The organism is Lysinibacillus sp. FSL M8-0355 (assembly GCF_038008985.1).
In the GTDB taxonomy this organism is placed as follows: Bacteria; Bacillota; Bacilli; order Bacillales_A; family Planococcaceae; genus Lysinibacillus; species Lysinibacillus fusiformis_D.
Genome location: NZ_JBBPAI010000001.1, coordinates 778,716 through 801,993, shown reverse-complemented (window position 1 = coordinate 801,993; position 23,278 = coordinate 778,716). Strand labels below are relative to the sequence as shown.

The 23,278-nt window shown below is 38.2% G+C and carries 20 protein-coding genes and 1 other annotated feature; of the genes, 5 read left to right on the top strand and 15 right to left on the bottom strand.

Features of this window, described 5'->3' with window-relative positions; genetic code table 11:
- Positions 1-251: 251 nt before the first annotated feature.
- Positions 252-920: an adaptor protein MecA gene (gene mecA, locus MKY46_RS03735; protein WP_036126663.1), complete on the bottom strand. Its 669-nt coding sequence runs from the start codon at positions 918-920 to the stop codon at positions 252-254.
- Between the two features lie 433 nt (positions 921-1,353).
- Positions 1,354-1,749: a transcriptional regulator SpxA gene (gene spxA / locus MKY46_RS03730; RefSeq protein ID WP_025116803.1), complete on the bottom strand. Its 396-nt coding sequence runs from the start codon at positions 1,747-1,749 to the stop codon at positions 1,354-1,356.
- A 490-nt stretch (positions 1,750-2,239) separates the two neighbouring features.
- Positions 2,240-2,462, top strand: a binding site (T-box leader).
- 115 nt (positions 2,463-2,577) lie between these two features.
- Between spxA and trpS the strand changes: the two genes are divergently transcribed.
- Positions 2,578-3,567 carry a tryptophan--tRNA ligase gene (gene trpS / locus MKY46_RS03725; RefSeq protein WP_036126679.1) on the top strand — a complete coding sequence of 330 codons (990 nt, stop codon included), beginning with the start codon at positions 2,578-2,580 and terminating at the stop codon, positions 3,565-3,567.
- Between the two features lies 1 nt (position 3,568).
- Here the strand turns inward: trpS and MKY46_RS03720 are convergent, their stop codons facing one another.
- The 5 genes from MKY46_RS03720 to MKY46_RS03700 all read right to left on the bottom strand — a co-directional run bounded on the left by MKY46_RS03720 (position 3,569) and on the right by MKY46_RS03700 (position 7,572).
- Positions 3,569-3,790, bottom strand: a complete 222-nt coding sequence (locus MKY46_RS03720) for a hypothetical protein (RefSeq protein WP_036126664.1) — start codon at positions 3,788-3,790, stop codon at positions 3,569-3,571.
- Positions 3,791-3,904: 114 nt separating this feature from the next.
- Positions 3,905-4,867: an IS3 family transposase gene (locus tag MKY46_RS03715; RefSeq protein ID WP_230593935.1), complete on the bottom strand. Its 963-nt coding sequence runs from the start codon at positions 4,865-4,867 to the stop codon at positions 3,905-3,907.
- Positions 4,810-5,235 (bottom strand): IS3 family transposase, encoded by a 426-nt coding sequence (locus MKY46_RS03710; RefSeq protein WP_036126546.1) that lies wholly within the window; start codon positions 5,233-5,235, stop codon positions 4,810-4,812. Before MKY46_RS03710 ends, MKY46_RS03715 begins: the two co-directional genes overlap by 58 nt.
- Positions 5,236-5,361: 126 nt before the next feature.
- Positions 5,362-6,603 carry a beta-ketoacyl-ACP synthase II gene (gene fabF / locus MKY46_RS03705; protein WP_036126666.1) on the bottom strand — a complete coding sequence of 414 codons (1,242 nt, stop codon included), beginning with the start codon at positions 6,601-6,603 and terminating at the stop codon, positions 5,362-5,364.
- A gap of 30 nt (positions 6,604-6,633) precedes the next feature.
- Entirely contained in the window at positions 6,634-7,572 is a 939-nt protein-coding gene (locus tag MKY46_RS03700) for a beta-ketoacyl-ACP synthase III (protein WP_036126669.1), read from the bottom strand.
- Positions 7,573-8,149: 577 nt separating this feature from the next.
- Between MKY46_RS03700 and MKY46_RS03695 the strand changes: the two genes are divergently transcribed.
- On the top strand, positions 8,150-8,344 hold the full coding sequence (locus tag MKY46_RS03695) for a YjzD family protein (protein WP_004227469.1): 195 nt from the start codon (positions 8,150-8,152) through the stop codon (positions 8,342-8,344).
- 49 nt (positions 8,345-8,393) lie between these two features.
- Here MKY46_RS03695 and MKY46_RS03690 read toward each other — a convergent pair whose 3' ends face one another.
- On the bottom strand, positions 8,394-10,520 hold the full coding sequence (locus tag MKY46_RS03690) for an ATP-dependent Clp protease ATP-binding subunit (protein ID WP_080717137.1): 2,127 nt from the start codon (positions 10,518-10,520) through the stop codon (positions 8,394-8,396).
- A 269-nt stretch (positions 10,521-10,789) separates the two neighbouring features.
- Here MKY46_RS03690 and MKY46_RS03685 point away from each other — a divergent pair, with 269 nt between their 5' ends.
- Positions 10,790-11,476, top strand: a complete 687-nt coding sequence (locus tag MKY46_RS03685) for a Crp/Fnr family transcriptional regulator (protein WP_036126671.1) — start codon at positions 10,790-10,792, stop codon at positions 11,474-11,476.
- Between the two features lie 497 nt (positions 11,477-11,973).
- Here MKY46_RS03685 and MKY46_RS03680 read toward each other — a convergent pair whose 3' ends face one another.
- Positions 11,974-12,282, bottom strand: coding sequence for a metal-sulfur cluster assembly factor (locus MKY46_RS03680; RefSeq protein ID WP_036120908.1), 309 nt, complete (start codon positions 12,280-12,282; stop codon positions 11,974-11,976).
- Positions 12,283-12,335: 53 nt separating this feature from the next.
- Entirely contained in the window at positions 12,336-13,100 is a 765-nt protein-coding gene (locus tag MKY46_RS03675; RefSeq protein ID WP_036120911.1) for a prolyl oligopeptidase family serine peptidase, read from the bottom strand.
- A gap of 121 nt (positions 13,101-13,221) precedes the next feature.
- On the opposite strand from MKY46_RS03675, the gene MKY46_RS03670 reads away from it, so the two are divergent.
- Both MKY46_RS03670 and MKY46_RS03665 read left to right on the top strand, forming a co-directional pair.
- A complete protein-coding gene (locus tag MKY46_RS03670; RefSeq protein WP_036120914.1) occupies positions 13,222-14,031 on the top strand; it encodes a Cof-type HAD-IIB family hydrolase in 810 nt (269 codons plus the stop codon).
- 143 nt (positions 14,032-14,174) lie between these two features.
- Positions 14,175-15,032, top strand: a complete 858-nt coding sequence (locus MKY46_RS03665) for a DegV family protein (protein WP_036120917.1) — start codon at positions 14,175-14,177, stop codon at positions 15,030-15,032.
- Positions 15,033-15,076: 44 nt separating this feature from the next.
- On the opposite strand, the gene MKY46_RS03660 is transcribed toward MKY46_RS03665, so the two are convergent.
- The 5 genes from MKY46_RS03660 to addA form a co-directional block, all read right to left on the bottom strand.
- Positions 15,077-16,606: an alpha-amylase family glycosyl hydrolase gene (locus tag MKY46_RS03660; RefSeq protein WP_230593788.1), complete on the bottom strand. Its 1,530-nt coding sequence runs from the start codon at positions 16,604-16,606 to the stop codon at positions 15,077-15,079.
- A gap of 132 nt (positions 16,607-16,738) precedes the next feature.
- Entirely contained in the window at positions 16,739-17,104 is a 366-nt protein-coding gene (locus MKY46_RS03655; RefSeq protein WP_036120921.1) for a YisL family protein, read from the bottom strand.
- Positions 17,105-17,284: 180 nt separating this feature from the next.
- Positions 17,285-18,187: a fumarylacetoacetate hydrolase family protein gene (locus tag MKY46_RS03650; protein WP_036120924.1), complete on the bottom strand. Its 903-nt coding sequence runs from the start codon at positions 18,185-18,187 to the stop codon at positions 17,285-17,287.
- Between the two features lie 124 nt (positions 18,188-18,311).
- Entirely contained in the window at positions 18,312-19,478 is a 1,167-nt protein-coding gene (locus MKY46_RS03645; protein WP_036120926.1) for a DUF418 domain-containing protein, read from the bottom strand.
- A gap of 79 nt (positions 19,479-19,557) precedes the next feature.
- On the bottom strand, positions 19,558-23,277 hold the full coding sequence (addA, locus tag MKY46_RS03640) for a helicase-exonuclease AddAB subunit AddA (protein ID WP_036120929.1): 3,720 nt from the start codon (positions 23,275-23,277) through the stop codon (positions 19,558-19,560).
- Position 23,278 lies beyond the last annotated feature (1 nt).

The following is a 23,278-nucleotide window of genomic DNA, read 5'->3' as shown; positions in this document are numbered from 1 at the left end:
AACTCCTTTTTAGTCAACTATAATGGAGTTGGTTTGCCCTCACAAAAATTAAGCAATTATTTCTTGAAATTTAAAAAATGCCGTCTCATATATCTTCATTCAGCAGATTTCACAGCATGAGCAGAGAGGCCTGTACAACGCTGGTCAATTAACCGATGATAGCTTAAATATGAATGCAAAAAAAGGACTGTAGCAAAACTCAATAAATTTACGAGTTTTACTACAGTCTAAAAAATGAGGTATTTTAATGCTTATGCAAAGTATTTTCGAACTGTTTCAAAGCAATTAAATTCCATAATCTTTTCACCGTACTCCTCTAGACGGTGAATGGTTAAATTGGATGGTGTTAAAAATTCCTTGATGACCGCATTTCGATCATGACGATTTAAATCCTCATCTGCGTTCCCGAAATCAACAACTAAATAGTACCAATCTTCATATTTGAATAATGAGGAATCCACTAATTCGTCTGTCATTCGTTTTGCGACAGGGATTAACTCATCAATATCTTTAAATTTATAAACATAAATGTCTGTATCCATAAATAACTCTGACTCATCCATGTCACCAAGTTGAGTTAGCTGGCTAAGAAGATCTTCTCCAACTTCATCGAATGGTGCAAACATTTCTTTGTGTTCATCAAAACTCGAATGACCATCTAATGTTTCACCGTCTTTTAAAATATGTGCACGTGTGACAATGATTTCTAAGCCTACTTCAGATGCATTGATGTGAATCCAAATCGGACCCTCTACATCAAAGTAATCCTCCGTGTTTACTTCATCAATCATATCCCAAAAAAGTTGCTCACCCTTTGCTCGATTGTACCAAATTTCTTCACGACTATAGCCGCGATCCTCTATATCATTATACGTAATAAAGAGCTTGAGTGTATTTTCATTTACACGTTCGATGTCCACTAGACCTCATCTCCCTTCACTGTCATATGCTGAAAAACAGTTTTGTTTCATTAGTATGCTTTTATTCTTTGTTTTTAACCTTCATACTGCATTTGTTTTTCAACCTTTGACCACACTCAGTAAAACCATCGAGGAACCGCAAACATGATTTTTTTTGTTCACAGTTGTCTCTAACTCTATTGTATGCTGTTCTGTCATAAAATGAAAAGGATATACACCGTTTCACAGAAGATATTTGAATTATTGAAATTGTAGTAAACTATTTAACTTAAATCAAGTTTAACATACTTTTACGGAAATATATGACTTTTCCCTATCAATTATTATACTTCATATAGAAGGTTTTACATAAGTAAAACATAAAAAATAGATGTCACAACATGCATTCCACATTTGTAACATCTACAATATATATTATTCAAAATGAGTAGGTTTAATTCACCATTCGTTGCGCTTCTTGAAGCTGATATGCTCGAACTTTTCGAGGTAGGAAGCGACGAATTTCATCTTCATTATAGCCAACTTGTAGACGTTTTTCGTCCAAAATAATTGGTCGGCGTAATAAACCAGGATACTCCTGAATTAATTCATATAAACGTTGTAGTGGTAAACTTTCAACATCCACATTTAATTTTTGAAATATTTTTGAACGAGTAGAAATGATTTCATCTGTCCCGTCTTCTGTCATACGTAAAATTTTTTTAATTTCACTAATACTTAGTGGCTCAGAAAATATATTACGTTCTGTATATGGAATTTCGTGCTCCTCTAACCAAGCTTTCGCTTTACGACAAGAGGTACAACTTGGTGATGTAAATAGGGTTACGATCATTCTGACACATCCTTTCATTTTGTAATCATTATCTATAAACCAGAACCAAAGTGTTAAATTAGAATTAATGTAAAGTAAAATACACAGTACCATTATACAGCACTCAGCTGTATTTGAATATAGTTCCAATAAAAAAAGACTGAACCCATCACAAATTATTCTGTCTCTTTATACAGCTTTTAATAAAGCGTATTTCCTTCTATCTTATGTGCTACTACTAACATTCCCACTTTCAGTGCATTTTAAACATCCAAGCATGTATCTTAGTTGTTCTCATTTAAAAAGATTAAACGAGAAAATTGTCAATTTGACGTGTACACCTAAACACAATTTTAATAAAAAATTTTATATTTATAACAAAATTACACAACAAAAAAAGCATATAATTTTTTCTCGAAAAAAACCACCGTCAAAAGTCTGACTTTACACAATGGAATCTTTATAATATAATTCTTTGCAATCAAATCAATTTGAATAATTTAAATTGAGAAAAACGCTGACGAAGAGTAGTACATATGTTCATTTCACGTTTAGAGAGTCTGTGGTTGCTGCAAACAGATCGTGGAGACATGTGGAATGGACTTCCGAGTTAGCTTTGTGAACGCTGTTAGAAGCTATTAGCAGAGCTCGTCCCTTCACGTTACGAAGCTGAGTGGCCTTTTAGGCAAGCTGGGTGGTACCGCGGATTCAAAACATCATTCGTCCCTTCATTAGAAAAAATCTAATGAGGACGCATGATGTTTTTTTGTCTTTATCGTGAGGTGGAAAAGTGAGTAAATGCCGCTGACAACCATCACGGAATTTGAATTCGAGGAGGAACTTTTAATGACAACTATTTTTTCAGGCGTACAGCCTACAGGAATCGTTACTTTAGGGAACTATTTAGGAGCATTCAAGCAATTTCCTGCACTACAAGACGAAGGAAATGCTATTTATTGTATCGTTGATCAGCATGCGATCACGGTTGCCCAAGATCCTAAAGAATTACGTGAAAGCATTCGTAAGCTGGCAGCTACCTATATTGCTACTGGCATCGACCCTAAAAAATCTACGTTATTCATTCAATCAGAGGTGCCAGCGCATGCTCAGGCAGGATGGATGTTACAATGTGTTGCGTCTATCGGGGAGCTAGAACGTATGACACAATTTAAAGATAAATCACATGGTAAAGAAAGCGTTTCTGCTGCTCTTTTAACATATCCACCGTTAATGGCTGCAGACATTCTACTTTACAACACAAACATTGTCCCTGTCGGCGATGATCAGAAGCAGCATATCGAGCTAACTCGTGACCTTGCAGAACGTTTTAATAAACGCTTTGGTGACGTTTTAACAATTCCAGAAATTCAATTACCAAAAGCAGGCGCTCGTATTAAATCCTTACAAGAGCCAACAAAGAAAATGAGTAAATCTGACCCTAATACGAAAGCGACAATCCGTTTGCTAGATACGGCAAAGGACATTGAGAAAAAAATTAAATCAGCGGTTACGGATTCTGATGGTATTGTTGCATTTGATGTAGAAAATAAACCAGGTGTCTCGAATTTATTGACAATCGAATCGGCTATTTCTGGTATAGCCATTGAAGATTTAGTCAAAAAATATGAGGGAATTGGTTATGGTGGATTCAAGCAAGGTGTTGCAACAGCTGTTATCGAACATCTAACACCAATTCAAGAAAAATTCTATCATTTAGTAGAATCCTCTGAATTAGATGTCATCTTAGATGAAGGTGCTGAAAAGGCGAATGCGATTGCCAGTGCTACATTAAAACGCATGGAAGATGCAATGGGTCTCGGCCGCACACGTCGCTAATTTATGGCTTGTCTGTGGAGCGATCAAAGCCTAAATCAAGCACAACAGCACAAATGATAATGCAGGCTCCTACCGCCATATAAAATTCTGTTGTTTGAAAAATAAATTTGAAAACAACCTTCCAGGAATAACCTAATGTTCGATAATTTAAATACAATATGAGATTCCCTACAGAGAGGATCATTAAGCCATAGCTTACTAAAAATAAAAAGAGACGAAACACAGTAGAGGCATCCTTTCTATTTCTTCTTACTTATCATTTATTCACAAAACTATAAAAAAAGACGTCAGCCGTTTAAATAAAGTGTACCCTTTGTAAAGGACATTTTGAAAAAGGTTAGGCAACTTCTTGAAGCTGCTGTCTGTATTTTACAGGCGGCAGCTTTTTTAAATTCCATTGCCCTCGATAATGATTGTAGTAAATCATATAACTCTTAATTTCTTTCTTTACTTCTTCTAACGTTTCACATGCTCTAATAGTTGTTTCATCTTTAAAATGCCCAAAGAATGATTCTTGTGGCGCATTATCCCAACAGTTTCCTCGACGTGACATGGACTGTCCTAAGCCAATTTTCTTCACTAAGGCTCGAAATTTTGGATTCGTATAATGGAAACCTTGATCCGAATGGATAAAGGCATCTTCCCTTAAATGGCGATGTTTCTTCAATTTATGTAAGGTATTGAGCGCAATTTCTATACTCAATGTAGAAGATACTTCATAAGCTAAAATTTCATTTGTTTCGGCGTCTTTTATCGTTGATAAATAAGCACGTTTACCGCCTCCATATATTAAATATGTGATGTCGGTTAGTAATACTTTTCCTGCCACACCTTGCTTGAAGTTGCGGTGTAAATTGTTAGGGCATATACGATGTTCCTTCGTTGCTTTTGCCATACGACGCGCTGGATTCGCTTTTCGAATGGGACAGATAATATTAAACTTTTTCATAATGCGACGGATACGCTTAAGGTTGTACGTAATTTCATATTGGTTTTCTAGTGTCATTTTTATTTGACGTGCGCCTTTCTTTCGTCCTCGGAAATGAAAGGCCTTTAAAATGACTTCTTTCACCACTTCATCTTCTTCATTCTGTTTTTGACGAGTTAAGACAGCTTCTACTCTAAAATAGCGATAGTAGCCTGAGCGTGAAACATGTGCCATTTCACAAAGATATCGTACCATTCGTTTTAATTGATATTTTTCAATAATTTGATGGATTAACTCAAATTTTTGTGTAGTACTTATTTTGATTTCTTCCTTATCAGCTGCCTTTCGAGTTGATCTAGCTTTTTTAAAAATTCGTTTTCTGCTTCTAACAATTTCATCTTCGCTTCTAAGCGGGCGTATTTTTCTTCTATACTTAATACGCGTTCTAAAGGGCGACCTGAAGCATGTTTTCTAGCATCTTCTAAACCTGTTAGCCCATGCTCTTTATAAGCTGTGCGCCAACGATTCGAAGCTCTCCGAATACGCGCTGGACCAAGGGCTTCAATGTCAAAACCCGCCTCAAGGAAAATTTCACTTGGATATTTTCCTTTATCGTATTCATCAATAAAAAATTCTTTAAATTCATCTGTATAAGTAATGGCTTTCGCGCTTACTGATTTGACGTATGGATTTAATTTTAATTGTGCCTGTTGTTGTTCCGAAAAAAAATTTTTAGTCATACTATTTACCACCGCTCGTTTTTTTCTTCATTATAAATAAAAATACCCTATAAGATGACCTTTTGGAAAGTGTCTATCTTATAGGGTACATTTTAAAATTTGGCTGACGTTTTTTAAGTTTATATATTATGCTTCATATTTTTTGAATAGAAGACTGGCATTGTGACCACCAAAACCAAGAGAATTACTCATCGCATATTGAATGTTTGCTTCTCTCGCTTCGTTTGGAACATAATCTAAATCACATTCTGGATCTGGATCTACTAAATTAATTGTTGGAGGTAAAATGCCTTCTTTTAAGGCTAATGCTGTGAAAATCGCTTCCACACCACCAGCTGCTCCTAATAAGTGACCCGTCATAGACTTTGTAGAGCTCATAGCAAGCTTATACGCATGATCACCAAAAGCAGTTTTAACAGCTTGTGTTTCAAATAAATCATTGTAAGGTGTGCTAGTACCATGTGCATTAATATAATCAACTTGTGATGGATCAACTCCACCATCTGTCAATGCTTGCGTCATTGCACGTGCTGCCCCCTCACCCTCTGGAGCTGGAGCCGTAATGTGATGCGCATCACCTGTTGCACCATAACCTAAAACTTCAGCATATATTTTAGCGCCACGAGCTTTCGCATGTTCATACTCTTCTAGAATAACGATACCAGCGCCTTCTCCGATAATAAAACCATCGCGGTTTTTATCAAATGGACGACATGCTGCTTGTGGGTCTGGATTTAATGATAAAGCTGTATTTGCACAGAAGCCTGCCACAGCCATTGTAACGATTGGTGATTCAGCACCACCTGAAATCATCACATCTGCATCCCCACGTTCAATTACTTTAAAGGCATCACCAATGGAGTTTGTTCCCGAAGCACACGCCGTTACAGAACATGAGTTAATACCTTTTGCACCAACGTGAATAGATACTTGCCCTGAAGCCATATCAGGAATCATCATTGGAATGAAGAATGGGCTGACACGTCTTGCGCCACGCTCTTGGAATGTTAAAAATTGTTGTTCATAAGTTTCCATACCGCCGATACCAGAGCCAATCCATACACCCGCACGTGGAGCTAACTCTTCATCAATTGTTAATTGTGCATCTTCCATTGCCATAATGGAAGCGGCTAACGCGTAGTGCGTAAAACGATCCATTTTACGTGCTTCTTTACGATCAATATATTTTTCAATATCGAAATCCTTCACTTCTGCTGCGATTTTTGCTGCAAAAAGTTCTTTATTCAATCGTGTCAGCTCACCAATGCCAGATTTACCAGCCTTGATGTTAGCCCATGTTTCTTCGATGCTATTTCCTAGTGGTGTAACTGCGCCAATTCCTGTAATTACTACTCGTCGTTTACTCATTGTCTTACTCCCCTCAAGCATTTTTCCTTCTTATTTTCCCCATCTCATGGCTACGGCACCCCATGTTAAGCCGCCACCAAAACCAACGAGGACTAATAAGTCATCCTCTTTAATCTTACCTGCTTCGAGCTCATCTACCAAGGAAATACCAATAGATGCTGCTGAAGTATTTCCATATTTATGAATCGTTTTTGACATTTTTTCAGGTGGTAGCTCTAATCGCTCACGAGCAGATTCCATAATTCGTATATTTGCCTGATGCGGCACTAAAAAATCTACGTCTTCTTTTGTTAATCCTGCTTTCTCTAACACATTGACAGCCGATTCACCCATTTGACGTACAGCAAACTTAAACACTTCACGGCCATTCATTGCAATTGTGTCTTGCTGTGTTAAATAAAGGTTTTTGCCGCCTGTACCATCTGCACCAAGTTCAAATGATACAATACCTCTGCCTTCAGATACTGGCCCAACAATGGCTGCACTAGCACCATCACCGAATAAAACAGCTGTATTACGATCCTTCCAATCAATGACTTTCGACAGCTTTTCTACACCTACTACTAAGACATATTTATAAGTATTTGCCTCTACAAAGTGCTTCGCTGTCACTAAGCTATATATAAATCCTGCACATGCCGCTGCTTGATCCATCGCCGCCGCATTCACTGCTCCGATTTGTTCCTGAACCATACATGCTACACTTGGAAAAGTTTGATCCTGTGTGACAGTTGCTACAAGTATTAAACCAATTTCCTCTGGCGTAATACCCGCTTTTGCAATAGCTTCTTTAGCAGCTGCTACTGCTAAATCTGAAGTTTCCTGATCCTCTGCCGCAAAATGACGTTCTTCAATGCCTGTTCGAGTTCGAATCCATTCATCTGAAGTATCCATTATTTTTTCCAAATCAAAATTTGTAACGACCTTCTCAGGAACATATTTGCCAATTCCTATAATACCAGCGTTCATATAGCAACCCCTCAGCTTTCTTACTATCAATTATTAGTAACTGGTCATAATTATAACGCATACGAAAGGAAGGACGCAAGATGATTTAAAATTAATGTGTTTTGGACGTGGTGGAGATTTTATTTTTGGTGATGGCTGACTCTTTATTAGGTTAGGCGAGAGTTTTGGCATTATCGTCGTTTTCGAGCGGGTGAACTTCTACGTCATAGTACTGTTCACCTTTTTATGAGCGGAGTGTCTTTCTTAGGGGCGCTTTCTACTAGCTCTGAGCCAAGTCCCTACTATAATTAGAGCGCTTCTTCACTCGTTACGAGCAAAAACCCTAATCGAGACAAATTCCCCTGACTCTTCTTCATTACAAAACACACACTAACTTCCTATCATTAAACATCAGCATACCTTCTACAATCAAATGCTACGATATACCGTTGAATATAAATTGCAGATCCTCGTATTTGTTGTGACAAATTCGCCATGTTTCACATAAAAGGTTCATTTTTTTTCGATTTATGTTATGATATGATAATGAATATGAGTAAAACCTTATAATGAAAAAAGTTCGGTTGAGGTGAAATTAATGCAATATATCGTAACGTTCATATGGTCATTCCTACTAGTTTCTATGTTAAACTACGTAGTCAGCTCTGTACTTGGTGTACCATTCGATTTTAAAACAGGGGCAATCGTTTCCGTTGTATTCTCCATTCTAATCTTTATTATTGGAGCAATCATTCCAAACGACCCTACACCAGAAGCTGCAGACCATCATTAATTTATCTAGAAAAAACCTGTTCAGCATATTGCCGAACAGGTTTTTTCTGTTATTTTTCCACAACACATTGACCATCACGCATTTTCACATGCAAAGTTTCTCCTGGTAAAACCTCACCACGAAGCAGTTCTCTAGCTACTGCTGTTTCGATATGTCGTTGTACAAAGCGTTTTAATGGTCTCGCTCCAAACTGAGCATCCGCTCCTTGCTGTACTACCCAGTCAATAACCTCTTGCTCGACAGATAAAGTAATTTCCTGTTCTGCCACACGTTTAATCAGTTGCTCCACGTACTTCCAAGCAATCGCAGTAAAATGCTTTGTAGATAAAGCATGGAAAAAGATAATGTCATCCATACGGTTTAATAATTCTGGTTTAAAATGTTGGCGTAGGGCCGCCATGACTAAGTCTTCAACAGCATTATCGCCTTCTTTTGCCTCCATTAAATAACTAGAGCCAATATTGGATGTTAGAATGACCACTGTATTTGTAAAATTCACCATACGTCCCTGACTATCTGTAATGCGGCCATCATCTAAAATTTGTAATAAAATATTCGCCACATCTGGATGCGCTTTTTCAATTTCATCTAGGAGGACCACGGAATATGGATTTCGGCGTACAGCTTCTGTTAATTGTCCGCCCTCCTCATAACCTACATAGCCTGGAGGAGCACCAACGAGACGAGACACACTATGTTTCTCCATGTATTCACTCATATCAATTCGAATAAAGTGATCTTCTGCATCAAATAACTGCGCAGCAAGTGCCTTAGCAAGCTCAGTTTTACCAACACCTGTTGGACCTAAGAATAAAAAGCTACCAATCGGACGATGTGGATCTTTAATACCTGCACGTGCACGCCATACAGCTTCTGTTACTAATTGTACTGCTGTGTCTTGACCGACTACTCTTTCATGTAATGTATCCTTTAATCGTAGAAGTTTTTCACGCTCTCCTTCTACTAATTTTGTTACAGGAATTCCTGTCCAGCGGGAAACGATCGCAGCAATTTCATCTGCCGTTACTTCTTCACGTAAAATGCGGGATTCTGCCCCATTTTCTAACTGTTTTTCGAGTTCCTGAATTTCCTTTTCTAATGTTGGGATTTTGCCATGGCGTAATTCGGCAGCTTTATTTAAATCATATTTACTTTCTGCTTCATCTAAATCACGACGGTATTTATCTAATGTTTCCCGTTTTTTCTGAATGTCGTGTAGCATTTCTTTTTCTGCTTCCCATTGTTGGCGCATGCCCTCTGAGGATTCTTTTAATTTTGTTAATTCCTCACGCAATTGCTCTAGACGTTTTTTACTTGCCTCGTCCTTTTCCTTACGTAATGCCTGTTCTTCAATCTCAAGCTGCATAATGCGACGTGTCACTGCATCTAATTCCTGTGGCATCGAATCAATTTCTGTACGAATCATCGCACAAGCCTCATCAATTAAATCAATTGCCTTATCAGGTAAAAATCGCTCTGTAATATATCGGTTGGACAGTTCTGCTGCCGCAACAATTGCTCTGTCATGAATTCGTACTGCATGATGTAATTCAAAGCGTTCTTTTAAGCCCCGTAAAATGGAAACCGTATCCTCAATCGAAGGCTCACGTACAAGAACTTGCTGGAATCGTCGCTCTAAAGCAGGATCTTTTTCAATGTACATCCGATACTCATCTAGTGTTGTAGCACCAATACAATGTAGTTCACCGCGTGCAAGCATAGGCTTGAGCATATTCCCTGCATCCATAGCACCGTCTGTTTTGCCTGCGCCGACGATGGTATGAATTTCATCAATAAATAAAATGATTTGTCCTTCTGAATCTTTCACCTCTTTTAACACACCTTTTAAGCGCTCTTCAAATTGGCCACGATAGCTTGCCCCTGCAATTAAAGCACTCATATCTAGCTCATATAACACACATTCTTTCAAGCCCTCTGGCACATCGCCTTTCACAATACGCTGTGCTAAACCCTCAACAATCGCTGTTTTACCAACTCCTGGTTCACCAATTAATACAGGATTATTTTTCGTTTTGCGTGTTAAAATACGAATGACATTTCGAATTTCCTCATCACGCCCGATAACAGGGTCCATTTTGCCGTTTTTAACTTCTTCAATCAAATTTCGTCCAAATTGCTCTAGTGGTTTTTTGTTATCTGTTTGTTGAAATTGCATAGCTAGCACTCCTTTACCATCATGTTTCTTATCATTGTTATACCCATTCTTGTTCTTTTAAAAAGTTTGACCTTTTTTGACTAACTTTATTTTACATCAATCGACATTGCTTCGCAAAGAAATCGCACTAAAATTTTTTCACGGATTATGGAAATTTACGTTATAATAATGGTATGTTTCTATGTTTTAGTATCGAAAAATCCACTATCCTTTTGTAATAATTGCCGTTTATTACAAAAAGAAAGCGATGTGTTGGAGATATGGTTTTAATGGATAATATGTTTGAAAAAATGAAGGATCTATTTCAAAAGCATGGTGTTTTTATCAAAGTGAATAAAGGAAATAAAATTTTTCTAGAGGGTGAACGGGCAAAAGAAATTTATTACATCCAATCTGGTGTGATTTCGATAAGCCAAGAAACCGAAACTGGCAAGGAATTAACTATTCGTATTTGTGGTCCTGACAGTATAATTGGAGAGGGGTCATTATTTTGTAACCTAGTCTATAATTCCATGACTGCAAAGGTATTAGAGCCTTCTACGATGTATGTGTTAAGTCGTAAATCATTGGAGCATTTACTAGAAGATCAGCCTACTGTTATGGTGGAATATATAAAGTGGTTGCAAACAGAAAACTTAAAGCATCAAAGTCGTTTGCGTGATTTAGTGTTAAATGGAAAAAAAGGTGCTTTATTTTCAACGCTCATTCGGCTTTCCAATACGTATGGTAAACCTTTAGAAAATGGCTCAATTTTTATTGATTTCCAGCTAACAAATACGGAAATTGCGAATTTGTGTGCAACAAGTCGTGAAATGATTAATCGCATGTTGAATGATTTAAAAAAACACGATATTATCACTTTTGATAAAGGCTTTATTACAATTCATGATTTACAATTTTTAAAAAATGAAATTGCTTGTGAAAATTGTCCATTACAAATATGCCGTATCGATTAATTTCGTTACAAACGAAATCCCTGCCTATAAAATATAGCAGGGATTTTATCGTGTTGAAAAACAAAACCATCCATAGCATTTTTGTGAAAGGTGAAAATGGATTTCCGTCGCAGGCTACTTGCTTTCTTGAAGGCGAGCGCCGAGCCGCTTCCTCCGTGAAGGGGCTCGCCTGTCTCGCTATCCCACGGGAGTCAAGTAGCCTTCCACTCCAACCCATAAAAATATTTCTTTTTAGCAAGGTTTTCAAATAAAGTGAATGTATTCACTACTGGTGTTGTCACTCATCACTTCTCCACATTGAAAATAAGAGTCTATCCTTTTACCACATGGGTGATTGGAGCAGCGGCTTATCGGACGCCCCCTGGAAAGGACGCTGGCGGAACGGAAATCAACCCCTCGCCTTGCTAAAGGTTCTTTTTCTACTATGAACATCATCTTTTTTCAACAACATGAAATCCCTGCCTATAAAATAAGCAGGGATTTTTAATGTTGCAATTTTAGCGTACGCCTAATGCCATTTTTGCATAGCGTGACATTTTGTCTTTTGACCAAGGTGGATTCCATACAATGTTAACATTTGTACTTTTCACTTCTGGAAGTTCCCCTAATGCCGTATTCACCTGATCCACAATAACTGGCCCAAGTGGGCATCCCATCGATGTTAATGTCATCGTAACAGTTGCTACACCTTCATCATCTAAATCTACATCATATACTAAACCTAAGTTGACGATATCAATCCCAAGCTCAGGGTCAATTACATTTTCTAAAGCACCAAACATGCTATCTTTCATATCTTGATCCATTCGTATTTCTCCTTCCATCATAGTGTTAACCTTATCATAGCAGATGCATCCTGTTATGCCAAATGCTGTGCAAGCCAGTCTGTTGCTGCTAGCATACCGTCACGTGGGACTGCATGTCCTGCCTTTTTGTTCACCATAAACTTTAAATATTCAGGGCTTGCTTGATAGTATTCCCGTAATGTCTCATAAAATTTATACGTTTCTTGGAAAGGTACTGTTTTATCTAATTCTCCATGCCAAAAGAAAACTGGACGACCTGCGAATTTTTCTGGCGTTAAACTAACATCATATTTAGCTAAGAGCTCATTCACTTTTTGAACATCTTCCTCTGACATCGGCCAATTGATACCGCTTTTTGCAAATTGCTGCAATTGATATTCACCTAATTTAATAAAACCTGGTGCACCCATACATATTGACGCTGTTTTTATCCAATCATAAAGTTTTAAACAGCCGGAGGTCACGATGCCGCCCATTGAAGTACCTGCTATGCCAATATTATGACTGGCCAATAAATTTTTATTCCTTAATTCATCATATAATTGTTGCACTTCATGAATAGAATTTAAAACAATATCCCAAAATTTCAAGTTCATTTGTATTTCTGTAAGGCCTTCGCTACGGTCACCATGAAATTTTGCATCTGGTAATAGGACACGCACCCCCTTATGCACCAATTGGTATGCATAGTGTAAGTTATGTTCTTTCGCGCTCATAAAGCCATGCAAAAAAATAACTACTGGGGTTTCTTCATTCATCTTGTCTGTATGTATATGTAATAAAGGAATATTTCCCCACACTTCTTTTTCTACAAACATTTTTGTCACTCCCAACTATTGTCTCATCTTTATGTTAGCAAACTTTTTTCACTGTGACAAAATTTTGACGAATGAAAGACAAAGAGATACTATTCAAACTATAGGAAAGGGGCAACGAGCTATGAAACCGCATTTAATCGTACTAGACTTAGATGGTACTTTATTAACAGACCAACAACAAATCTCAGCAAAAACGAAAAAAACATTATTGCAGGCTAAGGAATTAGGGCATCAAGTGATGATTGCAACGGGGCGTCCATACCGTGCAAGTGATCTTTATTATCATGAACTTGGGCTCACTACACCCATTGTCAATTTTAATGGCGCATATGTACATCATCCCAAAAATGTATCTTGGCAACATATGCACACACCGATTGATTTAAGTGTTGTACATGATGTTGTTGGATCCATCAATAGTTACGAGTATGAAAATATTATCGCTGAGGTAAAAGATGATATTTATGTACACACAGAGGATGATCGTATCTTAAATATTTTTAATATGGGTAATCCCAAAATCACACTTGGGGATTTATACACACATCTCTTGGAAAATCCCACAAGTTTATTAATTCAAGCAAATGAAGCGAATTCGGTCATTATACGTGACCATTTACAGGCGGTGCACGCAGAAGTTATTGAGCATCGTCGATGGGGCGCGCCACTTCATATTATTGAAATTGTACGTCGCGGCTTAAATAAAGCTGTGGGTATTGCGCATGTGGCAAAAGATTTAGGTATTCCACGTGAGCGTATCATCGCGTTTGGTGATGAAGACAATGATTTAGAAATGATCGAATATGCTGGACTTGGTGTAGCGATGGGGAACGGTATTCCAAGTCTTAAAAACATTGCCAATGAAATTACAGCAACAAATAATGATGATGGAATCGCGAAAATCCTCATTGAACGCTTGAAATTATCATAGTTAAGTAGTAAGTTCAAGTTAACATTCCATTTTTACCAGTTTAACTTTATTCAGTGGTACCCCTTCCATTTATCTTAAGTGAGTACCGACTGAATAAAGTTAAAAATACTTGATGAGTAAGTTGAAATTAGGGGGACAAGAGAATGAAGATTTTTACGGATAGTGGATGCGATCTACCGAAGTCTTACTATGAAGAAAATGATGTCGTGTTACTCCCTTTACGAGTGCAATTGAACAACAAAGAATATGAAGATGTCATTACGATTGATTCCAAAGAGATTTACGATGCCATCCGCCAAGGTGCTCAACCAAAAACATCACAAGTGTCACCTGAGCTGTTTTTAAAGCACTTTGAGGAACTAGCTAAAAATGAAGAAGAAGGCATCTATATTGCCTTTTCATCGGAATTATCCGGCACATATAGTACTGCTCAAATGATTCGCAATCAAGTATTAGAGCAATATCCTTCATTAAAATTAGTCATTATCGACTCTAAATGCGCTTCACTAGGACATGGTCTAGTTGTAGAGGAAGCAGTTCGCCTTCGAAATATAGGGGTATCCTTAGAGGATATGGCCTCTAAAATGAGTGCATATGCACCTCAGATGGAGCATTTATTTACAGTAGAAGATTTAGATTACCTTGCCAAAGGTGGTCGTGTATCCAAGGCCAGTGCCTTTTTAGGTGGTCTTCTGAGCATTAAGCCTATTTTAAATGTAGAGGAAGGCAAGCTGATACCTATTGAAAAGTCACGTGGTCGTAAAAAAGCACTTAATCGTATGTTAGATTTAATGCAGGAGCGTGGCGGAAGCTTTACGGATAAAATTGTTGGTATTAGTCATAGTGATGATGTGGCCTTTGCCAATGAAGTAAAGGCTTCTATTCAGGAACGTTTTTCTCCTCAAGCTGTTCAAATTACTATGATTGGCTCTGCAATCGGTTCACATGTAGGACCAGGCACTATTGCAATCTTCTTTACGAACAAAAGCTATCAAGGCTAATAAAAAGCATGTTAGGATTGCTCCTAGCATGCTTTTTCGTTGTGCTATGGTTGTTGGACGTCTTGTTCTTGACGGCGAACTTTTCCTCGTTTAATGATGATAACAACAAAGCCGATAAAGATGACCCACACTAAACCAAGGGCAACCATGTAGGGCATGTTTAAGCCTTCATCATTGCGAACCTGATAAATCTCAACCATTTCTCGGTCTAAAATAACAGGATAAACCTCTTTTTCATTTATACGAACTTTTTCCTCATGTAAAATTCCGTTCAGCATTTTCCCTTCACCAAGTTGCGCTGGTGTTAAGTCCACACGTTGCGTTTTGCCTGTATTATTCACCATAATTACCCACTTTTCTTCGTCAGAGGTACGTGTGAAGACAAGTAGGCCATTGTCATTTGTAATTACTTCAAAATCACCTTTACGTAAAGTTGCAGATTGATTACGTAAGGATTGAACATTTTTAATATAATCAATCAATTCTTCATCAGTTTTAAAGTTATACAACTGATGTGTATCTGGTTTTGCTTCCCCATTCATGGCGATTTCTGTACCATATTGCACAACGGGAATCCCAGGAAGCATAAATAAAGCACCCATCGCCATTTTTAAGCGTGTAGGCGGAAACATATTTTCAGTCGCAGAATCGAATGTAAAACGATGGGTTTCAAGTGAATCCACCATAATCTGTGTCGGCTTCTCTCCTGTAAAAGGCTCCATTAATTTAGAAGAATCCATATCCACGTTTTTAAAAATATTACGATAAATATCCGCTGTTGCTGGTGAGAAGGTTGCATCAAAATCAGCATCACTTTCTTCATTAGCAATCACGTAAAGAGATGCTTTTGTCTCTTTTAATGCTGCAATCATCGCATTGACAAACGCTATATCAGCCTCTGCAATATTCGTTAAACGAATACCACCAACATCATATGTAGAAACAAATTCAGTGGCTGATTGAATGAGCGCCTCTTGCACAGCTTTGTTCGATAAATCCCATTGTACTTGTCCATTATTCGTAGAAGCAATCCAGTCAGCTTTTGATGAGTCCTTTGCCCATTCATGATTTGGACTCACATTATTGAGCGGGAAATCCACCATGATGGACATATTTTTAGCTTTATAGGCTTCTACAACACTTTGGAATTCTTCTGTTGTTCCAAAATGACGTTCGATTGTCGTGTAGCTTGTAAGTAGTGATCCATCATATTTCTCTGTAGAAAAAATAGGACCAATAGAAACAATTGTAAAACCCATCTCACCAATAAATTTTAGCTTATCTTGCAGACCTGTAAAATCGCCTCCTGCAAATTTCGAAGGGTCTTTCGTATTTGTATCAAAATCGTTTGTGCCCGAACCATTAAAGAAACGGTCAACGAGTAAATCAAAGATGCTTTCTTCTGCTATCGATGTTGTTGCTTTTTCATCCGCATGCGCTACTGGTGTAGTACTTACGAATGAAGTTGCTAATAAAAGTGATGCAGCCGTCGCACTTATCCACTTCTTAAATTTCACTGTTATTCCCTCTCTTTCAAACCAATCCATCGTCATTTTACCAAATAACACTGTCACGTCGCTATCTTTTCAAAAGATTTTACGAAAATGCGAAATGAATTAGGGCAAAAAGGTGTCAGTTCTCTCGTATTCACCCTTTTGGCAAAATAAAAGCCGTGAAGCAAATACTTCACGACCTTTAAGAAATTATTATGCTAGGAAATTAATGTTTAATGGTAGCTTAAAGCCTAAGAACAGCGTGATAAATAGGAATACTGCGAATAATGCCCAAAACATCCCTGTTGGTTTGTTTTTCTTTTGACGCACTAATACCATTTCCATCATACCAATTACTAAAATACCGAATAAAAATTTCAGTCCGTACATCATCGGGTCTCCAGCCTGATATTTAAAGAATAATGCCCCACCTGTGATGATAATTAATACGTAGAATAGACGTAAAGCCATATGTAAGCCCTTCGATTGCTTGCCCATTAGTGCAGCGATTAAAAAGATAACAATAGCAATAACCCACGTAGTAATATGCAAATGCGTTTGGCTAGTTAAAAAACTCATGTTTGTCCCACCTCATTCATTTTTCTATCAAACTCTATCCTACCATGCGATGGAAAGGGTTTCAAACATTACAACAGTGTTCACATAATTTACATCAATTATAGCTCGACATCTCACAGCCTATCGAGTGTAGAAAGAAACAATCCGCGGAGTAAGGACTCACGCGGATGGTTATCGTCATTATTCAAAATGGTTGACTAATGTACCAATGCCTTGAATAGATACTTTTACTGTATCCCCAGCCTTTAAGAACTGTGGCGGGTTCATCCCTTTTCCAACTCCTGCAGGCGTACCTGTTAAAATAACATCTCCTGGCTCTAATGTTACATGTTGAGATAGAATAGATACTAAGGTTTCAACAGAGAACATCATATCCTTCGTAGAACCGTTTTGGCGTACTTCATCATTGACCTTTGTCACCACTGTTAAGTCTTGTGGATTTGGAATTTCATCCTTTGTCACAAGGTATGGTCCAAGAGGGCAAGTACCTTCCAAGCTTTTACCTAAGAAAAATTGTTTATGCTTGTCTTGTAAATCACGAGCTGATATATCATTAGCAATTGTATAACCAAATACATAATCAAATGCTAAATTTTTAGGAATATTTTTACCACGTTTTCCAATAACAATCGCTAGCTCACCTTCATAGTCCATTTTGGAAGAAAGGTCAGCATGAATGGAAATTGTTTGTCCATCCGCTGCAATAGCAGTTGGTGATTTTGTAAATACCATTAAATCTGTTGGTGCTGCTTCTGCACCCATTTCTTTGGCATGTTCATCATAGTTTTTACCGATACACATAATATTTTTGGGTGTACGCGGAATTGGTGAAAGCCACTCGATATCTGTAAATTCACGTTTAAAACTATCGGCACGATCTGATTTTTCTGCTGCTTCTACTAATTTACGAATCTGTTCAACGAAATCAAAGCCTAAAGCAATGCCATCCACAATTGAACTTGAAAAAGAAGGGAGAACTTGAAGTTCATTTTGAATAGCGAGTACATCCCATACCGCTTCTTCTTTTTTTACTTTTGGTCCAAAGCTTACATGTCCACCTAATTTGAATGATAAAATTTTCATGATTTTAAGAGCTCCTTCTTTTTTCTACATAATACAACAATATGATAGAAATTGCCTTACTTTTGCGACAATAATTTTATAAGTTGTACTATCTTCATAAATTATGCATGTGAAGAGGCATATATTAACGTGATTCCACGTTTTGCTTATACGTTAATTTACGCCATATCGCCTCTAATGGTCCTTGTTTCCACTTAGATAACCAAACTTCAGCTAGGATCATTTGCACAACAATAATGCCGATAGCAATTAATACCCCTGTTTCCACAGTGACTTTACCGTACCAGCCAAAGCCAAATTGGTAGAATAAACAAGTACCTATAATAGATTGAAGAATATACATCGTTAAGGACATACGACCAATTTTAGCAAAAGGACTAAGTAACTTCGGTACAATTGGCACTAAGCAAAGTAACACAATGACCCCGATATACCCTACTGCTAAAATTGGACCACCTATGTATACCTTTAGATAATCTAGTAAATATGTTCTTGTAAACATAATTGGTAAACTTTTAACACCGATACCAAAGACCAACCCCGTGATCCCTAATGTCAGCCAGAGCCATTTCAATTCTTTAGCTCGTTCTACTAGACGCCATTTTGACGCTGCAGCACCTATTAACATATACGGTAAAATAGTGAACAGTGCTGCAAACCACATCCCTATGCCTGCCTGCGTCGATAAATCTGTTAAGCGTTGCATAAAGGCATCTACCCAATTGCCTGTACCATAAGCCGTAATAGCCTTCTCTACAGATACGATATCTAAATAATCATCTACCTTGGTATTAAAAAGAATAATTCCTACAACGAATAACATAAAAACTTGCATTAAACCGTTAATAATAAATGCACTAGCTACTAACCAAATAGGACTAAAGCGTAGGAATAGCACTAAAAAAACGCCACAGAACGCGTACATCATTAATATATCGCCCCACCAAATCAGCACAGCATGTAGAAAACCAAAAACAAACAATACAGACAGTCTGCGAAGACCTAGTGTGTAAAAATTTTGTTCACGGCTCTGTGCTTTTTGCCACTGCATGGCAAGCCCATAACCAAATAGCATTGCAAATAATGGGTAAAAGCTTCCCTGCACATATATGTCTATATTTTTTTGCCAAACAATATCAGATGGTGTTGTAAACCACGATGCCAAATCAATATGCGGCATTGGCAAATAAAAGGTATACATATTTACAAGTAAAATACCTACCAAACTAATGCCTCGTAAAATATCTAATGTTGCCATTCGTTCCTGCAACATGGTCGGTTTTGACTCCACGAAATAGCCTCCTCTTGACTAAATGCTATGGTGCAAGCAAGGCAAAAAAGGCTTGCCCTGCTTTGCCATAACAAGTTCTTTATGCCTGTACGGCCTGTTCATTATCGAATAAATATAATACTTTATCGCTCACATTGATGTGTAAAATTGATTCAATGGCCTCACTATAAACACGAAGCTGTACAGCATAACGATTTCGTATTTCCTTTGTCAGGGCAGGCTCCTGTGCAAAATGCGGCAGGATACGGTCTGTTTTATAATCTAGCAAGACCCAATCGCCATATTCATCTTCAAATAAGCAGTCAATGATCCCTTGTACAATTTGAGCATCGCCATCTTCATCAACTCTACTAATGGTAAAGGGCATTTCCCTCCGTATTTGCTTTGCCTTTTTGAACCGCTGCCCTATTTCTGTCTCAAAAAAATGATAAATCTTCGCTAGTGGAACCATTTTTCCCTCTGCCTCAGTTAACAATTGTCTCGCCACTAAATCCTCTACAAAATCCTTCACATCTTGGATTTCAACAAAGCCATACTGTGGGACATGCTGCATCACTGTATGCACAGCTGTTCCAATTTCAGCACCTGTTAGCTGTTGTTCCTGTAAAAAGGCTGGTCGAGGTGCAATGGAAGTAGCTTTTTGCTTGGCAGGTGTGGCAAAGTAAAATTCAGGTTCCGCCTGGCGCTGTAAGTTTTCTAAGCGCTTAATCTCACTAACAGACGTTTTAGAACGTTTTTTTGTAGACCTTTGGTAGGCGTACTGCGCTTGAAAGCGTGACGTAATTTCATCTAGTAATGCCTCGTCCTCTGGCATCGTGAGCCATTGTTGTACTTCTTCATCCATCGCATGTATTTCATATGAATAATGGCTTGTGTTGATCGCTTGTACCGACCAGCGTGAATGATCTTCTAACGCCTTATAAGAAGTGGTAGCAACTGTAGTAAAGTCTGCATGCCTTGCCACCGCTGGTCCTACCCAATCCAAATAGCTATTAGCTCTTGCTCGCAAATATTCCTGTAGCGGCGCATCTATCGGTAAACTTTGTGCATCCTGCCAGTTGTCACGTGTTTTCTCCCAATTCTTCACAGAGCCCACTAAAATTAGGCGTTCCTTCGCACGAGTCATGGCAACATATAAAACACGCATTTCTTCTGCACGCATTTCCAGCTCTTTTTTTTCTTTTAACGCTAAAAACGGTAAAGATGTATATGTGATGCGATTTTCTGGGTCAATAGCCTTGACAGCGAGTCCAAAATCTTGGTCGAATAAATAAGGTTGATGAAAATCCATTTTGTTAAACGGGCGTCCCATTCCTGCAACAAAGACTACTGGATACTCTAATCCCTTTGAGGAGTGAATCGTCACAAGACGCACAACATCGTCCTTTTCGCCAATTGATTTTGCAGTACCTAAATCATCCCCACGCGTACGCATTCGATCAATAAAGCGGAGAAAGCGGAATAGTCCACGAAAGGCCGTTTTTTCATACATTAATGCACGGTCATGTAAGATGCGTAAATTCGCCTGACGCTGCTTACCATTTGGCATTGCACCAACCATTTCATAATAATGCGTATCTAAATAAATCCTCCAAATTAAATCGGATAATGATCCACGACGTGCTAAATCTCGCCAGTTTTCGAAGGCCAGCATAAAGCGTTGAAGCTTTTCAAATGTAGTTGATTGCACGCCATGCCCTTCGCTACGAATAAATTGACGTAAAGCATCATAGAACGGTACCTTCTGATCGGCTAAACGAATTTTTGCCAACTCATTTTCCGTTAAACCAACAAACGGTGCACGCAGTACAGAAGCTAGTGGAATATCCTGATAGGGATTATCGACTACCTTCAAGACATTTAACATAATCATCACTTCGAGCGCATCAAAATAGCCTTTAGATGACTCAGCATAGAGTGGAATCCCTGCCAGCTTAAATTCCTCCACTAAATCTGTCGACCATGTCATGGAGCGCATTAAAATCACAATATCACTATACTTTAATGGTCGCTCAGACTTCGTTTTCGTATCATAAACAGTTGTCCCATCTTCCATCATCAGTCGTATACGATCAATGATAAAGCGCGCCTCATATTGTGATTTTTTCAATTCTTCTAGCTCTGTAGTAGCTTCATTGCCCATTTCCTCAAGCTCTTCTGTTGCTTCCTCATCCTGTGGCGGATGCATCACTACAAGCTCAACAGGTATTTCTTTTTCATCATAAGGTGCTGCTGGCTTTAATGATGCATTGTCATCATAAAGAATCTCACCAACACGCTCTCCCATAATTTGTGCAAATACATAGTTTGTAGCATTCAACACTTCTTTGCGACTACGGAAATTAGCATTTAAATCAATTCTCATTCCCGTTACATCAGGCATCTCCAAAAAATCACTATATTTTCGCATAAAGAGCTTCGGTTCAGCTAATCGGAAGCGATAAATACTTTGCTTTACGTCTCCAACCATAAACAGGTTGCCATCCCTCTCTTCCCCTGTTTTGACAAGCTGCAAAATGGTTTCCTGTAGCATATTCGTATCCTGATATTCATCCACAAGTACTTCTTTAAAACGTTTTTTCATATCTAATGCAACTGGCGAAGGCTGAAGTTCACCATCTATTTCTACTGTCAAAATTTGTAGCGCATAATGCTCTAAATCTGAAAAATCAATGATTCCCCGTTCTAGCTTAGCTAGGCGGAACTGTTCACTAAAAGTAGCGGTCAGGTCTACTAATGTGGCAATTATTGGCGCCATTAATCGTATTTCTTCAAGTAGGCGTGCAGGTGTACGAACAAAATACGTTTCTTTGATTTTATTCATTATTTTTTTAGCTGCTTCTCTTTTTTTCTTTGCAAGCTCCTGTAACTCTACATCTACTAATGCATCTTTGGATACTCGTTTTAACGTAGACCATTTGACCATCGCAAAAAAATCAAATAGCTCCTGCCATGTACCGTTTTGGCTAATTCGAATCCCTTCTTGAATCATGGCAAAATCAACTTCTGCCGTTTCAGCATAAGGAGCCGGTCCGTCTGGCTGTAATGTAATCGCCCGCATTTCTGAAATTAACACGAAGGCTTCTTCCAAACTATGGCGAACGGTCAATTTAACATATTGAGAAAGCTCTAGATCATCAATCGTTACATCCTCTGCTAACTCGTATACTTGAGGAAGACTCCATAGCCATTTTTGAGGCTCTGCATGTACACGTGACGTATCATATAGTTTACTAATCAGTGTTTCGATTGCTTGATCATCACGATCCGAAGTAAAGCTATCAACAAGGCGATAAATAGCCTGTACTTGAGCCTCATCCTCAGCATCATAGGCATCTTCTAGAACATCCGTTAATACATCATCTCTTAATAAAGCGATTTCTGCTTCATTGGCGATACGAAAGCCTGGATCTATATCAAGCAAGTATGCATATTGCTTCACAATGGCTAAACAGAACGAGTGCAACGTGGAAATTTGCGCTTTATTGACAAGGCTAAGCTGGCGTCTTAAGTGATTAGATGTTGGATTTTCTGCGATTGCTTTTTCTAATGCCTCTGACATACGATGTCGCATTTCAGCGGCTGAAGCATTCGTAAAGGTCACTACCAATAGTTCATCCACATTGATAGGATTCTCGGTAGCAATGACTTTTTCAATCATCCGATTAATCAGTACTGCTGTTTTCCCAGACCCTGCCGCGGCTGAAACAAGTGTGTCTTGACCACTAGCATAAATCGCCTTCCATTGATCATCTGTCCACGTGACATCTGCTGGCTTAATAGGAATTGTTTGTGCCATG

Excerpts from the sequence above, each read along its gene's own strand:
- MKY46_RS03650 (WP_036120924.1), bottom strand. The coding sequence starts at position 18,187 with ATGAAAATTTTATCATTCAAATTAGGTGGACATGTAAGCTTTGGACCA.
- fabF (WP_036126666.1), bottom strand. The coding sequence starts at position 6,603 with ATGAGTAAACGACGAGTAGTAATTACAGGAATTGGCGCAGTTACACCA.
- MKY46_RS03655 (WP_036120921.1), bottom strand. The coding sequence starts at position 17,104 with ATGAGTTTTTTAACTAGCCAAACGCATTTGCATATTACTACGTGGGTT.
- MKY46_RS03680 (WP_036120908.1), bottom strand. The coding sequence starts at position 12,282 with ATGGATCAAGATATGAAAGATAGCATGTTTGGTGCTTTAGAAAATGTA.
- MKY46_RS03690 (WP_080717137.1), bottom strand. The coding sequence starts at position 10,520 with ATGCAATTTCAACAAACAGATAACAAAAAACCACTAGAGCAATTTGGA.
- addA (WP_036120929.1), bottom strand. The coding sequence starts at position 23,277 with ATGGCACAAACAATTCCTATTAAGCCAGCAGATGTCACGTGGACAGAT.
- MKY46_RS03685 (WP_036126671.1), top strand. The coding sequence starts at position 10,790 with ATGGATAATATGTTTGAAAAAATGAAGGATCTATTTCAAAAGCATGGT.
- trpS (WP_036126679.1), top strand. The coding sequence starts at position 2,578 with ATGACAACTATTTTTTCAGGCGTACAGCCTACAGGAATCGTTACTTTA.
- MKY46_RS03700 (WP_036126669.1), bottom strand. The coding sequence starts at position 7,572 with ATGAACGCTGGTATTATAGGAATTGGCAAATATGTTCCTGAGAAGGTC.
- MKY46_RS03695 (WP_004227469.1), top strand. The coding sequence starts at position 8,150 with ATGCAATATATCGTAACGTTCATATGGTCATTCCTACTAGTTTCTATG.
- MKY46_RS03665 (WP_036120917.1), top strand. The coding sequence starts at position 14,175 with ATGAAGATTTTTACGGATAGTGGATGCGATCTACCGAAGTCTTACTAT.
- MKY46_RS03675 (WP_036120911.1), bottom strand. The coding sequence starts at position 13,100 with ATGTTTGTAGAAAAAGAAGTGTGGGGAAATATTCCTTTATTACATATA.
- MKY46_RS03670 (WP_036120914.1), top strand. The coding sequence starts at position 13,222 with ATGAAACCGCATTTAATCGTACTAGACTTAGATGGTACTTTATTAACA.
- MKY46_RS03710 (WP_036126546.1), bottom strand. The coding sequence starts at position 5,235 with ATGACTAAAAATTTTTTTTCGGAACAACAACAGGCACAATTAAAATTA.